This window comes from Halobacillus ihumii (assembly GCF_902726645.1).
In the GTDB taxonomy this organism is placed as follows: Bacteria; Bacillota; Bacilli; order Bacillales; family Halobacillaceae; genus Halobacillus_A; species Halobacillus_A ihumii.
On sequence record NZ_CACVAO010000001.1, the window covers coordinates 3751222 to 3766317 of the forward strand.

A 15096-nucleotide genomic window follows, 5' to 3' on the forward strand; every position below is an offset into this window, starting at 1 on the left:
ACTATAATTCGAAATAATGAAAAATATTCCATATTCCTCTATAATGGAAGAAGTATGAGTTATGGGAGGGAGTATATTGGAAAGTTTACGTACGAAAAAGTGGAATTTAGACCGCATATACCCGGGTGATGGAGTAAGCCCGATCAAAGACCAAATACATGAAGTCATCTTACATATTGATCAGACACAAAAAGATTTAGAAAATCAAACACATCCGACCGAAATAACTAAGATAGTAGAGATGATCGGTCATGTACAAGACCTTTATACGAAAGTTTTCGACATAGATGAATATATCATTTGTCTATCATCAGAAAATGTCCATGAGCCAGAGGCGCAAACACTTAACGACCAGAGCAACCAAATGAAGTCTCAGATGGATATATTACTACTCACTTTTGGTCAGTTTCTTGCAAGTATAGCAGAAGATAAATGGCACGCATTGATCCAACGCTCCGAAGTTGAAGGCATAGAAACCTTTTTAACGGAACAAAGACAGAAGGTAAAAGACCAGTTGAATCCTGAATTGGAAAAAGTAATCCATTCACTTTCTATTCATGGATTTGCCGGTTGGGAAGACCATTATGAACAAGAATTCGCTAATCTTACTGTGCCTGTGAGTAATGAAGAAGGCAGAAAAAATATTCCTTTCGATACGGCATTTATGCGTGCGATGCTTTCAAGCGACCGAGCGACAAGGAAAGACATCGCCTCATCGATGACGAAGGTTTTTCATGAAAATGAAGAGCGTTTTGCTTCGATTTTTAATCATTTTGCAGGTTATCGTAATGAGGTGTACCAGCTAAGAGGATGGTTGAACCCTTTGAAAGAAATGTTTGAGCAAAATCGAATTGGTGAAGCTTCTGTTAACAGCATGATGAAAACACTCCATGAACACAAATCCTTACTGCACCAATTTTTAAAAAGAAAAGCGCAGTTGAATCAAGTAGAAAACTTGAGTTGGTATGATATTTATGCTCCAACCTTCACTACTAAGACTACACTTACTTATGATAAAGCAGCAAACATCGTTACCCAGCAATTTTATAGCTATAGTGAAAAACTGGGTGAGTTCGCTGATAAGGCTTTCAAAGAAGGGTGGGTTGATGCGGAACCTTCAGATTCTAAGCGGCACGGGGCGTTTTGCGCATCGTTACCGAATTCGAAAGAAAGTCGTATTATGCTATCTTTTACAGGTTACTATCAAGATGTAGTTACCCTTGCTCATGAATTAGGACATGCTTATCACAATTCGCTCCTTCATGAAACGCCTGGTTTTGCGCAGCAAGCCGGAACAGGCCTGGCTGAAACAGCGTCGACTTTCGCTGAAAACTTAGTTCTGGATGCAGCAATAGATTTAGCAGAAACCGAAGAAGATCGATTATCACTGCTAGAATTAAAAATTACCAATGGTTTAAAATACATTGCTTACATCCCTGCAAAGTTCGAGTTTGAACAAAAGTTTTATGAAAAACGTAACAGCCGCAATCTTTCAGCAGCTGAACTGGTTGATCTAATGGAGAAAACTGAGAGAGATTGGTTTCAGGATTCTTTAGATGAAGTAAATGCACATAACTGGATGACCATACCACATTTCTATGATACGGAAAAAGCTTTTTACAATCTTCCGTACACCATTGGTTATTTGTTCAGTAACGGTATTTATTCTCTATATTTATTAGATAAAGAAACGTTCCCCGAACAGTACGACCAACTTCTAAAGCATTCTGGAAATCATACGATGGAGGAATTGGGAATCAAGTATTTAAATCATGAACTGAACTCCCCGTCTTTCTGGGAAGCTTCCATTAGACCTTTAGGGGAAGCGATTCATAAGTATCTCGAACAAACGGAAGCATATATATAAGAAGGCCGACTCAACATTTGTGCAACACGTAACTCTCGGAGGGGGCTGCAAAAATAAATAAAATAATCTACGACTATTATGTTGAAAGAGTAGGAGAAGGTGAACCTGTAATATTTCTCCCTGCTGGAGGCTTCTCTGGCAATGAAGGACTTAATATAGCAAGGTATCTTCGCGATAAGTTTGAAACCCATTTGATAGACTTACCTGGCTTAGGTAAAAGTCAAGGGATCGAAGGACGAATTACGCCTTTAAAATTAGCCGAATGGGTAAAAGAGTATATGGATCAAAGTCAAATAGATAAAGCTTTCCTTATTGGGCATTCTTTAGGCGGAGCGATCCTTTTAGCTTTTGCTATTTATTATCCAGACAGAGTGTATAAACTAATATTATTGGACGAGGGTCACAAACCATTTCCTAGAATCCCCAAATCTGAGTTTGGTTCATTTGCGTATGCATTTCCTTTACTAAGTGTATGTGTACAGCTATTTGGGAAGTATTTTCTGAACAGACTAGCACCGTTTTTTATGCAAGATAACGAACAGGGAAAAGACGATTTTGCAGTTAATGTAAAAGAATTTTGTGATCGTGTTGCAATTGAAGAAAATGAATACATTAGAATTGCAATGAAAAATCCTGGTGAGTTCTCAGAAAACGGACTTAAATTAATGTTTGGTTATTACAATCTCAATCTCCCTAGTATGCTTAAGAAAATAAAAGTGCCGACCCATTTAATTTATGCCACGTTCGAAACTATTCATGAAACAGAATACAAACGCACCGGGAAATACATACAAAAATTTAAAGATAGCAATCTTCCTATTGAATATTCCTCAGTTAACAGTGGTCATTATGTGCATTGGAGTAGTGTTTTTCCATGGAAAGATTTGAAGAAATCCTTAAGTGATTAGAACATAATGTAGTGTAAGAATTTTCGGCCTTTCTTTAGTATAAACGGAGTTGGGGGCGGGTTTATTTTTGATTTCATAGTGCTTTTTGGAGTAGCGATTGTTGGCGGAATAATTGCAGTCATTGGCTCGATCATTGTTATAGGGAGAAAAATTTCGGAACCTAAAAGGGATCTCCAGCGAAAAGTTAATAAGCTTGAAAAAGAAGTTAATCGTTTGAAAGACAATCAATGATTTTACTTTGGTTTTGAATTCAAAAGTTATTAGGTGGAAAGCAAAAATAGAGCTGTAGACTAAAGGTGGGTTGCTTTGATTTATATTATAGGATATCTCTTACTGTTTTCATTGTTATTTTACACTGCTCAAGGTTTTATATGGAGTATATTACAGCCCTTTTTAGGTGACGACATGACAATCTTACATATTATTCTATCCTACTTAATACCAATTGTGATCGCAATAATCATAGGGGTAATAGTTTACTATCTTCTTGTGTCTGCAAAGCAAATGCTGAAGAGTTTGTAAGTTTTCATTTTCTTTGAGCATGTTCGGATGAGAAAAAATGTACTTAAAATAATTTCTATCTGCTGATTTATTACTTACTTCTATATGTATAAGCTGTCTTTTCAGATAATTAATACTAGGCCTGATAGACGAGGAGGAGGGATCATGAGAAAAGTAACATTTATTTTAGCAACAATAATTCTTGGAATAGTAATTTATACTTTAATTATTGGCAACGATTTTCTAATGCCTTTTATACCTTTATTTGCTGGCATTCTAATGTTAACAACCGGGGTGGAACAAGTTAAAAATAACAATAAACATATAGAGGGTTATATAAGGTTAATTACATCCTTATGTTTTTTCTTCTTCTTTATTTCCCTTATTTAAGCGTTACCAACTTATCCAGAACTACTATAATGCAAACGTATATTCTGGTATTGTTATAGTAACAAACTATTAAAGGTTGGTGTTTTGATGAATTCAATAGAATTATTAAAATTAAATCTGGCTGAAGTAAGGCGAAGAAGTATTAAGGTTTGGTTGGAAATACCTGAGGATACATTACATTGGAGGCCTGATTCAGAAGCAATGACATGTTTGGAAATGGTGCGGCATGTATTGGAAAGTGAGCATTATTATCATATGGCCATAAAAAATAAGGGAAGTCTAACCGAGTTTAGGTCTCCTTTTGAAGACCAACCCTTAGATTCAGTAAAAAAAGAACTGGAATTTGCATCCCCATATCGCAACGATTTCTTAGAAACAGTTTCAAGTTATAGCGAGACAGATTTATCAAGGATCAATATTGATCGTTCTAACGTGGGGTATGTTCGAAGTTTAGGGGATATGCTTTTACGAATCGCATACCATGAATCTATACATACAGGTCAGTTATTAGACTATCTTCGTACAGCTGGTGTTCATAGAGCTGATATCTGGGATTAGGGGAAAATAGTGTGGTTGCCACAAAAGATACTATTCTCAATGCTTATAGGAGTAATATTATTTAGTTCAAATCGCTAGTTAGAATGAGAGGTTAGGTGGCAGATTATTGGAAGGATTGGATCTAAGTTTCAATAATAAAAAAGTAATATTTTGGTTTGCTATTGTCATACCAGTAACTATTATTTCAATTTTGTTGTACATTTTTTTACCAAGGGATTTTTATCTCATTCCAACATTACTACCTATAGTTGCTATTTGTGTTTATTACGTATTGGTATCTTTGGCTCGAAACAAAAAAGAGTGAAGGATTGATTGGATTAATCAGTCGGGCCGCAATTCTAAAAGTTGGTCACCTTCATTGAAGCAATGGGAGCGTAGCAAGTTATTCTTGAAGGGCTTGCAAGAATTGAAGATCGTTTGACTGATATCACTAACTTTCTTGAAATTGAAAGGTGATAAATAGGGTGATATAACTAATGGATTTTAAAAATGTAAAAATCGAAGTATTATTACCAGAAGACTTTATAAAGAGTCTTAGGGATAAGTTGAATGATCTAGGTGTTTTGACTGTAGGCGACTATGACAATGTTATTTCTTACTCTGAAAGCAAAGGATATTGGAGACCTTTAAAAAGGTCAAAACCATTTAAAGGGATACAAGGAGAAATTTCTTTCGGAACTGAATGTAAAATGGAGTTTAGATGCTCATACGAGGATATCGAAGAAGTTAAACATATTATTAGAACTGTGCACCCATATGAGGAGCCAATCATAAACGTTATACCACTTCTTTAAGAAGGCATCTGCAATTTTGTTCGATATCTTAAGCAAACGAGGGAGCAATTGAAGGTACAGTAGGGAAGTTTTTTATGAAGAAAGAATAAGAGAGCTTTATCCGGAGTTAGAAATAAACCAAATTGAAGTGAATGATATTGGTCAAAATAATGATGTGTTAAATATTGAAATACACTAGGTTTCAGATTCCCATAATACATAAGTGACAATAAAAAAATTATCCTTTGATAGTGGAAGCCGCTTTGTCATTACAGCTTTACTGATAAAAAGTGTAAAGGATAGTTGCGTTAATAATCATAGAATAATACTAGGTGACATTGCAATAATCGTTTTTAGTAAGGGGGGGAATTGTTTAAATGAAAAGAATTTCACTAACAATGGTGAGAAAAGATTTGTTGAATATTCCTAAATATAGACTTCCAGCTGGATTTCGAATTAGATTGTTTAGAAAAGGCGACGAACACAACTGGGCTAGAATTGAAGCAAGCGTAGATGAATTTTCAAATGAGGATTCTGCACTAAAACACTTCAATAAAGAGTTTGGACCACATATTGATGAAATGACAAAGCGTTGTGTATTCATTGAGAATGAAAACGGCGAGGAAATAGGAACAGCTACAGCATGGTATGGCGACTTAAAGGGCGATGGCGAAATATCTGGCAGGATACATTGGGTAGGTATTGTTCCTGAATATCAGGGAAGAAAACTTTCAAAACCATTACTTAGTGCAGCTATGAATCTTTTGGGCCGTCACCACTCAAAAGCTTACCTTACTTCTCAAACTACAAGTTTTCAAGCCGTCAATATGTATCTAAACTACGGATTTGAACCTTTCATTACATCTCACAGTTGTTATGAAGCCTGGTCCTTGTTGAAAGATACTTTAAATCGAGAAATATTGGATAAAAATGGCTGACTTTCTATTAAAAATATCATTCATTTCTGTAAGAGTAAGCCACCCATCTGGGTGGTTTATTTTATTTGACAGTTCATATTTTTCAGATCCATCAATAGACCTTCTATTTGCTGGTGTCTGTCTGAAATACAGCACAACAAAAAGCAAATATCTCAAAAGTAATTTGAAAAATTTTACTTTAATTGAAACCGGTTTCCTTTTAAATCCGTACTACTGATAACGAAGGATGGGGAGGAAGTATGATGAAGAATAAAAGTTCCCCCAGGTTATTTGTTGTAATGTGGTCACTGCTTTCTTTTGTTTCTCTAATAGGGTGTTCGGAGGAAAGTGAGCGTATAAACGATGAACTGATTACTTTGCAGGAATATAGTCAGCTAGAGCGCGGAATGACTTATGAGAAGGTTGTTAAGATAATTGGCGGTGAAGGAAAAAGTATGAGCGAAAAGGGAGAAGGTAAAACGGAACAAACATTAAACTATGTATGGGATGGGACAGCTCCTAACTCATTTGTATCGGTGAGCTTTCAAGAAGGTAAGTTAGTAACTACTATGCAAAAAGGTCTTAAGTAAGTCCCACTGGAGCTGTTCTATTATTACTTAGAACTTAATAGGGGAAGTTATTCAAACAGACGTTTTGACCTTTCTAGAGGAATTACAATTGTAATTTATGCTTCAATAAAAAGAGAAATAATCCAACAGGGTTGTTTCTCTTGTTCCATCATCCTTGGAAGCTGCACCAAAGGTTGTTCATAAGGTAAATCGGTCGCTATAAATATTATGGAGCCATATTTTAAAGGGTTTGTATATTTATGTCGAGATTGTAAAAGTTATACTTAAAGGACGGAACAAGTTGGTAATCCATCACCTTCTCAATTGATTATGGGAAATTTAACCATATTGTTTTTCGCTCCTATCATTCTTAAATCTAATTTAGAAAACTGACAGGCTTGCTATTTTAAAGGAGGTTTTTATTTTGTCGGAGAAAAAAGGTAATAAAGCTTCAAATGGAAAGGACATGGAGCGTGAGACGTTAACGACACGTCAGGGACGTCCTGTGACGGATAACCAAAATATCCGTACGATTGGAAATCGTGGTCCAGCCACACTTGAGAATTACCATTTTATCGAAAAGATCTCCCATTTTGACCGGGAAGAGGTACCGGAGCGTGTGGTACATGCACGAGGATCTGGAGCTTTTGGATATTTTGAAGCGTACGGGAAGGTTGGAGATGACCCAGCAGAGAAGTATACTCGCGCGAAAGTGTTTTCGGGTGCTGGGAAGAAAACACCACTAATGGTTCGTTTTTCAACAGTGGCAGGAGCAAAAGATTCACCGGAAACAGATCGGGATCCACGTGGCTTTGCGATAAAAATGTACACGGAAGATGGAAACTGGGATCTGGTAGGGAACAACTTGAAAATTTTCTTTATTCGTGATGCGATGAAGTTTCCTGATATGATTCACGCATTTAAAGCTGATCCTGCTTCGAACGTGCCAGATCCTCGGCGGATGTTCGACTTTGTTTCCCGTTCACCAGAGGCTACGCATATGATTACATTCGTGTTCTCTCCGTGGGGTATTCCAGCTACATACCGCCATATGCAGGGTTCTGGTGTAAATACCTACAAATGGGTAAATGACAAAGGCGAGGCTGTGTTGGTGAAGTATCACTGGGAGCCGAAGCAAGGTATCCGTAACTTAACACAAGAAGAGGCAAGTGCTATTCAAGCGAAGAACGTCGCTCATGCGACACAAGATTTATATGAAGCGATTGAGAACGGAGATTATCCGGAATGGGAGCTCTTTGTGCAAATCATGGAGGATGACTATCATTCGGAACTCGATTTTGATCCGCTCGATGATACAAAACTTTGGCCGGAGGATAAATTCCCATGGCTGCCAGTGGGACGTATGGTCCTTGATCGCAATCCAGAAGATTTCCATGCGGAGATTGAGCAGGCTGCCTTTGGTACAGGGGTTCTTGTGGATGGAATGGACTTCTCAGATGATAAAATGCTGCAAGGTCGTACCTTCTCATACTCCGATACGCAGCGCTATCGTGTAGGTGCCAACTATTTAAATTTGCCTGTGAACGCATCGAAAGCGTCTGTTCGGACGAACCTTCATCGCGGCCAGATGGACACCCGCGACCCGAAAGAGTCTGGAGATAATCCACATATTAACTATGAGCCATCGATGGTGGGCGGCCTTCAGGAAGCAAGTGATGAAGATCGACACCCGCACCGCCCAACGTTTAATGAGGCAGCTATGAGTGCACCCATTGATCGTCCCAACAACTACGGTCAAGCGGGCGAAACGTACCGCAGCTTTGAAGATTGGGAGCGCGATGAATTAATCAATAACCTCTCCGATGCGCTTGCGATATGTGACAAGCGAATTCAAGAAGCCATGGTTGAACACTTCACACAAGCCGATGAAGAATATGGCCGCCGTGTGAAGGAAGGAATCGAAAAGAAAGTGAAAGAAATCCAGGAAATGAAAGACGAAGACAAAGTTCCAGGCCGTAAAGCCATTAAATCAAAATATGGAGAAGGTTCATTAGCTGAGAACGAAGCAGCAAAAGATGCAGTGAAGAAAAGCCACGAATCTGATCCTTATTAATAGAGGGTGCAGCGAGACAGTAATTTGTCTAAAATCCTTGTAACCTTTTCGTGAAAAGTATAGAGATTAAACTATTTACAGAGCCTGTTTTGAAGATAACAGGCTCTGTATTTTTTCATTGAATTATGACATCCGATCTAGCTCCAAAGGCAAAAACGCATATTCTCCATGCTTTATAATTTCACATTTACGAACCGGAACAGGGTGTTTAAAAATCGGGCCATCTATTACAGTGGTATGGAATTCGCCACCTTCTCCGCATGGGTCAATCCCACGAGCTTCAAGCTCCTTCACGTATTCGTGGGTTAACGTTCGTCCTAGATCGTACTCTCGCATTCCTAATGATAGATTAACCGTTACAATGATCGTTAAAAATCCTAGATTAATGAACTCTTCGACAGCTTCACGATGATTCATTTCCCATAAAGGCATCCCAAGCTTTAATCCAGCATTCTTCGTAACTTTATCATGCCAGCAGCCATGAGCAGGCATATCTAAATCTCCTGTTACTAACACTTCTGATCCTTTATTTTTAGCTGTTTCTAAAAGGCGTATAAATACTTTTTCATAATCTGTCCAACTTGCAGCGGCAGTATATACTGGCAAACCTATAGATTCAGCTTGAACACGTATGAGTTCCGGCGGCATTCCATGGGATCTGGAACGTTTTCCTTCTTCCTCCAGCATGACGATCAGTCCAACCGCTTCTCCAACCTTCGCTGCTTTATATAAAGCTAAGACACTATCTTTTCCACCGCTAAATGAAGCTATAAATTTATGCCCGCGAGCATTATTTTTCCAATCCATTACTTTTGCCATTCATATCTTTCCCCTTTATTCTAATGACTTTTTTCACGATTTCTTTCCTTACATTATTTCATATTTTATATGGATTGTGCCTTTTATTTATGAAGAGATCATGATCATGGAGTGTTTATTAAAAATAGTTATAGAGATTTGACTTCAGCGTTATTCGAGCAAAATACGGATGGAATAGTAAAAGTAATCCCAAACACTTCCCACATGTTACATTGGGATGATCCTAATTCAGTAGTTGACGAGATAAGAAAAAACTGGTCACATTCATATTGAAGTAACGGAGACTGAACAAGGGTATTGCCACTTCTCTATTTTGCCGATGAAAAAGATAGCATCATTTTAAACATAAATAATTTCATGACATTAATTTAGGCTTTTTTCATACAATATTTTGGGGTGAAAAAAATGTCAATCGTAAAATACACAAGTAAAGATGTTGCTCTAATGGCAAGGATGATGAGAGCCGAAGCCGTAGGGGAAGGGAAACAAGGAATGTTGTATGTCGGAAATGTAATTGTTAATCGAGATAAAGCTGATTGTTTAGATTTTGGTGATGTAAGAACAATTCGTGAAGTCATTTTTCAAGTACAGGGAGGAAATTATTCTTTCGAAGCAGTGCAAAAGGGAAGTTTATTTTATAAAAGAGCGAGAGATGTTGAGAAAAGATTAGCAAGAAAGAATTTGAATTTTTGGAGACAGCACCCGGCAAAATATGCGCTTTGGTATTTCAATCCATTTGCTGCTGAATGTCCTCCAACATGGTACGGTGAGCCTTTAACGGGCCGGTTTAAAAATCATTGTTATTATGAACCGGCAGCGGGAACATGCCCTAGTGTTTATTGAGTTATGATAGTATTTCTCTAGTTTTAAAGATGAAGGCGTTGACTCATGAAGATAAGGGTGCCAAGAGCTGAAGACGTTGAGCTTAATAATTTTGAATACAACTTCTCGTGGAAAGAGCGCAATTCTAAGTAGTGAATTGCGCTCTTTCTTTGTGTCCAATTATTGACAAAACTCAGAAAGGTACATATGCTAGTTATATAAATAATCAAACAAGTATTTGAATGTAGGTGATGAAATGTCAGAGGAAATTTTGAAAAGCAGTACAAAGGATACGTGTGATACGTTTTGTTTTGATGAACAGAAGGTGGAGCGGCTTCAACCTCAAATAGAGGAGGTTGAAGGAGTAGAGTTAATCTTTAAAGCGTTATCCGATGCTACACGACTCAAGATAGCGTATGCCCTAACGTTAGATAAGGAATTGTGTGTGTGTGATGTCGCGAATATTATCGGATCAACTACGGCTACAGCTTCTCACCATTTGCGCCTATTACGGAATATGAGATTAGCCAAGTATCGCAAAGAAGGCAAATTGGTATTCTATTCCTTGGCAGATGAGCATGTCCACCAGCTCGTTTCGATTGCCATGATTCACTCTAAAGAAGGATAAAAGGTTAACAAGATATCTTATAAACTGAAACATTTATCGGGATTAGTGGAGGAATTGATATGAGTAACAAACGAGAACAAATTCATAAAAATTGTTGCACAGGTGAGGAGTGTTCATCAGAGGAAACACAAACAACTGCAGTCACGGAAAGAACTCCTTCATGCTGCGAAGAGGAAACTCAAGTAGCAGCTCCATCTTCTGCTTGCTGCGGGAATGATGATTGTGCGGAAGATGACTTAACCATTAGCCATGGACAAAGTGGAAACTCGCTTGAAACATTGGAGTATCAGGTGAAAGGGATGGATTGTCCTTCTTGTGCGGCTACCATTGAGAAAGGGCTTAAGAAAACAAAAGGAGTAGAGACGGTTCAAGTCAACTACAGTACTGGTAAATTGACTGTCGAGGCTGATTTTTCCTTAGTTTCAGAGCAGATCCCGAAACAGGTCCGAAAATTAGGATTTGAGGCAGAGTCTGTTCCTGCGAAGACTAGGAAGACTATGCAAACCTATACGGTAGAGGGAATGGATTGTGGTTCCTGTGCCATGACGATTGAAAAGCACCTTACTAAAAACCCGAAGGTAAATGAGGTACGTGTGAATTTTTCTACAGGGAAAATGCAAATTGACCACGATACCACTGACGAGAATGTGGTAAAAGAGGTAGAAAAAGCTGGTTTTAGCGCTTCTCTTGAATCAAGCGGGGGGAAACAAACAGAAACGACTGACAAGAAGCAAGGAGTGTCTCTAACAACCCTTTCAGGTCTCTTCTTAGCCCTTGGATTCATTGTTTCTTTTGCTGCCACTACCCCAACTGTAAGTACGGTTTTGTATGGCGCATCCATAATCATTGGCGGCTATAAGCCAGCAAGAAGTGCTTTTTATGCTATCAAAAGTGGATCACTAGATATGAATGTACTCATGGCATCAGCAGCCATTGGGGCGGTATTGATTGGTGAGTGGTTTGAAGGAGCCATGGTTGTTTGGTTGTTTGCATTAGGAAATACATTGCAGAACCGATCCATTGAACGAACAAGGGAATCGATTCGGAGTTTAATCAATCTTGCCCCTTCTGAAGCTTCCGTAAAAATCGGGGATGATTTGGTACGTAAACTTGTAGAAGACGTTTCCGTAAATGATACGATCGTGATCAAACCAGGGGAGAAGATCCCCCTTGACGGAAGGGTTATTTCAGGATCTTCAAGTGTCAATCAGGCTCCCATCACAGGAGAATCAATGCCTGTTGACAAGAAACAAGACGATACGGTTTACGCGGGAACGGTAAATGAGAGTGGATCATTAGAAGTTCACGTTACGAAATTAGTCGAAGATACGACGATTGCAAAGATTATTCATCTTGTAGAGGAAGCCCAAGAGCAAAAGGCTCCAACCCAAGCGTTTGTGGATCGTTTTGCAAAAATTTATACACCGATTGTTTTCGGCCTGGCTTTACTACTGATGTTTCTTCCTCCTTTAATAGGACTTGGGGCTTGGGGAGAATGGATTTATAAAGGAATTGCATTATTGGTCGTTGCATGTCCTTGTGCTTTAGTCATTTCGACCCCAGTAGCCATTGTATCGGCGATTGGAAATGCCGCTAAAAATGGCGTTTTAATCAAAGGAGGTACATTCTTAGAAAAAGCAGGAGCTATCAAAGCGATGGCTTTTGATAAGACAGGGACTTTGACAGAAGGGAAGCCCAAAGTTTCCGAAGTGTTATCTTTACATGGCGATCAAGAGGAACTAGTAAGGATTACACGAACCATTGAAGAACACTCTACCCATCCGATCGCTCAAGCAATCTCGTCCTATGCTGCTGAACGGAACATTGCTGTGAGAAATGGAAGATCCTTCAAAAACCTTGTCGGCAGAGGGGCCCAAGCCACCATAGACGGAGTGGAGTACTTCGCTGGCAATCCTAAGTTGTTCCACGAAATGAATGTGTCTCTGACGGATTTAGAAGATCGGATTCAGTCCTTACAGCAGGAAGGAAATACGCTCGTACTGGTAGGGACTCGTTCAGAGGTTGTAGGAGTGATCGCTGTTGCTGATCCTACCCGGGATATTGCCGTTCAGGCCATTCAAAAGCTAAAGAGTGTTGGCTTGGAAGAAATGGTGATGTTAACGGGTGATAACGACGGAACAGCTAAGAAAATTGCGGCCCAAACCGGCGTCGATCGTTACTTTGCAGAATTGTTGCCGGAGGATAAGGTGACAGCGGTGAAGAAACTTCAGGAAGAAGGAAAAAGTGTGGCGATGGTCGGTGATGGCATAAATGATGCTCCAGCTCTTGCGACAGCTGATCTTGGGATCGCGATGGGTGGTGCTGGAACGGATACGGCCATGGAAACTGCTGACATCGTTCTCATGGCGGATAACTTAGAAAAACTTCCTCATACGATCAGTTTGAGCAGAAGAGCCTTAACAATTATTAAACAAAACGTATGGTTCTCCTTGCTGACCAAATTCGCAGCCCTGCTATTAATTTTTCCGGGGATTTTAACGTTGTGGATGGCTGTATTAAGTGACACCGGTGCTGCATTGTTGGTGATCCTCAATAGCATGAGGTTATTAAGACAGAAATAGGGGGAGGCCACCCTATTTCTCTTTTTTTGCTTCAATAAATGCCTTAATCTTTCTTTTCATTCCAAACCGAGTGATTTTCTTGATGTTTAAGATTCAAATTTTCATCCTCAAGCTGAAGAGTTGTGTGTTCAATCCCAAATTCTTCTTTTAAAATCTTGGTGGCTCGTAGAAGAACGTCGTCACGGTCACTATCCTTCTTGACATCTAAATGCCCGCTCAATCCAGGATAGCCAGAAGTGATGATCCAAACGTGTAAATCATGGATATTCTCAACACCTGGTATGTTTAACAATTGGGTATGAACCTCTTTCATATCAACGGTCTCTGGCGTCCCTTCCATCAATACATGAATCGAGTCCTTTGTAATCCGCCAAGCACTGACAATAATTAGAACGGATACAATTACACTAGCGATGGGATCTGCAATGTTCCAATTTAAAAACAGGATGAGTAACGCAGCTATTATAGCTCCAACCGATCCCAGAAGATCACCAAGGACATGTAGAAAGGCACTTCGCATATTTAGGTTTTCCTTCGTATCACCTTTGCTTCTTAGAATCCAAGCCACAACAATATTGATGATTAGCCCCAAAGATGCAATCCCTAACATTCCATAGCTGGCAACGGATGGGGGTTCAAAGAATCGTTGGAACGCCTCGTAAAAAATATAAATGGAAATAGCAAACAACGTTATGCCATTAAATAACGCAGCTAATACTTCAAATCGCTTAAATCCATACGTCTTTTCTTCTGTAGCATCCTTATCTGCCATTTTAAAAGCTAACAAACTTAAACCTAAGGAGAAGAGTCGCTTAACATATGGCCTGCATCAGATAGCAAGGCAAGACTATTCGTAAATATACCACCCAGAAACTCTGCAATCATAAACCCACTAATGAGGATAAAGGTAATTAATAATGCTTTCCTATTGGCTGAATGACTGTGGTTACCTGACATGCATAAGTTCTCCTTTCTGCTTGCATGGTTATTATTTGTCATGATAACTAAATCATTCGCTTTGGTAGTTCTTTAATAGCCATACCTCGTAGAATTGCCATTAGCGGACCATTGCCAAGCTTCACTTGCAACTTTATCTGCCAGCCTGCCATTCTTCCCGAAGTACGCCCATCCGAATGGAGTCGTAATATCTCCCTTCATGAATACGGCATTTCCGCATACGGCCTTCAAGTTTCATGCCCAGTTTTTCACCTACACGCATCATGCGTTGATTTTTTGACCACGTTGTTAACCCTACTCGCGCTAAAGGAAGCTGGGTAAATAAATAGTCAATCCAGAGAGTTAAAGCTTCTGTTCCATATCCCCCGTTCCAATAGTTCACATTATAAATGCCAATTCCCACCTCTAACCATAGAGAAGGTTTGTGTTCCCAATAGTAAGTGACAGTACCGATAATGGTATCGTCAACTTCAATGATCAACCGGGAGTCTGGTTCTTGCTGTTTCAGCCGTTCTTGTCTGGCGTGCTCATGACTGCGATAGGTTTCTAGGGTGTGAGGTTCTAAAGGGTAATAGGGGGCGTCCCATTTTTTCCACTCGGGTTCTTCTTCACCGTATATTAATTCCCACAAAACGGGGATGTCTTGGTCAGTTATGCTGCGTAATGTGACAAGTTTCCCTTCAATTTGAATCGGTTGAACACTCATGCAGATCAGTCACCTTTCCGAAATA

Annotated in this window: 13 protein-coding genes and 1 pseudogene; 11 read left to right on the forward strand and 3 right to left on the reverse strand. The window is 39.2% G+C overall.

The window, feature by feature from the left end:
• Positions 1-76 precede the first annotated feature (76 nt).
• The 8 genes from G6R08_RS18725 to G6R08_RS18760 all read left to right on the forward strand — a co-directional run bounded on the left by G6R08_RS18725 (position 77) and on the right by G6R08_RS18760 (position 8557).
• Positions 77-1867, forward strand: coding sequence for a M3 family oligoendopeptidase (locus tag G6R08_RS18725; protein WP_163530171.1), 1791 nt, complete (start codon positions 77-79; stop codon positions 1865-1867).
• Positions 1868-1977: 110 nt separating this feature from the next.
• On the forward strand, positions 1978-2775 hold the full coding sequence (locus G6R08_RS18730) for an alpha/beta fold hydrolase (RefSeq protein ID WP_240339837.1): 798 nt from the start codon (positions 1978-1980) through the stop codon (positions 2773-2775).
• A gap of 666 nt (positions 2776-3441) precedes the next feature.
• On the forward strand, positions 3442-3666 hold the full coding sequence (locus G6R08_RS18735) for a hypothetical protein (RefSeq protein WP_163530173.1): 225 nt from the start codon (positions 3442-3444) through the stop codon (positions 3664-3666).
• Between the two features lie 87 nt (positions 3667-3753).
• Complete coding sequence (locus G6R08_RS18740) at positions 3754-4224, forward strand: DinB family protein (RefSeq protein WP_163530175.1); 471 nt, start codon at positions 3754-3756, stop codon at positions 4222-4224.
• 476 nt (positions 4225-4700) lie between these two features.
• Positions 4701-5018 carry a YqfO family protein gene (locus G6R08_RS18745; protein WP_163530178.1) on the forward strand — a complete coding sequence of 106 codons (318 nt, stop codon included), beginning with the start codon at positions 4701-4703 and terminating at the stop codon, positions 5016-5018.
• Between the two features lie 356 nt (positions 5019-5374).
• Entirely contained in the window at positions 5375-5935 is a 561-nt protein-coding gene (locus tag G6R08_RS18750) for a GNAT family N-acetyltransferase (RefSeq protein ID WP_163530179.1), read from the forward strand.
• Between the two features lie 239 nt (positions 5936-6174).
• The gene (locus G6R08_RS18755; protein WP_163530181.1) at positions 6175-6504 is read left to right on the forward strand and encodes a DUF3862 domain-containing protein; all 330 of its coding nucleotides are present in this window, start codon (positions 6175-6177) and stop codon (positions 6502-6504) included.
• A gap of 445 nt (positions 6505-6949) precedes the next feature.
• Positions 6950-8557, forward strand: coding sequence for a catalase (locus G6R08_RS18760; RefSeq protein WP_163531398.1), 1608 nt, complete (start codon positions 6950-6952; stop codon positions 8555-8557).
• A gap of 123 nt (positions 8558-8680) precedes the next feature.
• On the opposite strand, the gene G6R08_RS18765 is transcribed toward G6R08_RS18760, so the two are convergent.
• On the reverse strand, positions 8681-9376 hold the full coding sequence (locus G6R08_RS18765) for a Dph6-related ATP pyrophosphatase (protein WP_163530183.1): 696 nt from the start codon (positions 9374-9376) through the stop codon (positions 8681-8683).
• 405 nt (positions 9377-9781) lie between these two features.
• Between G6R08_RS18765 and G6R08_RS18770 the strand changes: the two genes are divergently transcribed.
• The 3 genes from G6R08_RS18770 (at position 9782) to G6R08_RS18780 (ending at position 13408) form a co-directional block, all read left to right on the forward strand.
• Positions 9782-10219 (forward strand): cell wall hydrolase, encoded by a 438-nt coding sequence (locus G6R08_RS18770; protein WP_163530185.1) that lies wholly within the window; start codon positions 9782-9784, stop codon positions 10217-10219.
• A 235-nt stretch (positions 10220-10454) separates the two neighbouring features.
• Positions 10455-10826, forward strand: a complete 372-nt coding sequence (locus tag G6R08_RS18775; protein ID WP_163530186.1) for an ArsR/SmtB family transcription factor — start codon at positions 10455-10457, stop codon at positions 10824-10826.
• A gap of 59 nt (positions 10827-10885) precedes the next feature.
• Positions 10886-13408: a heavy metal translocating P-type ATPase gene (locus G6R08_RS18780; protein WP_163530188.1), complete on the forward strand. Its 2523-nt coding sequence runs from the start codon at positions 10886-10888 to the stop codon at positions 13406-13408.
• A 43-nt stretch (positions 13409-13451) separates the two neighbouring features.
• On the opposite strand, the pseudogene G6R08_RS18785 reads toward G6R08_RS18780, so the two are convergent.
• A pseudogene (locus G6R08_RS18785) lies at positions 13452-14365 on the reverse strand (cation diffusion facilitator family transporter).
• Positions 14366-14498: 133 nt separating this feature from the next.
• Positions 14499-15071 carry a GNAT family N-acetyltransferase gene (locus G6R08_RS18790; RefSeq protein ID WP_163530190.1) on the reverse strand — a complete coding sequence of 191 codons (573 nt, stop codon included), beginning with the start codon at positions 15069-15071 and terminating at the stop codon, positions 14499-14501.
• Between the last annotated feature and the right edge of the window lie 25 nt (positions 15072-15096).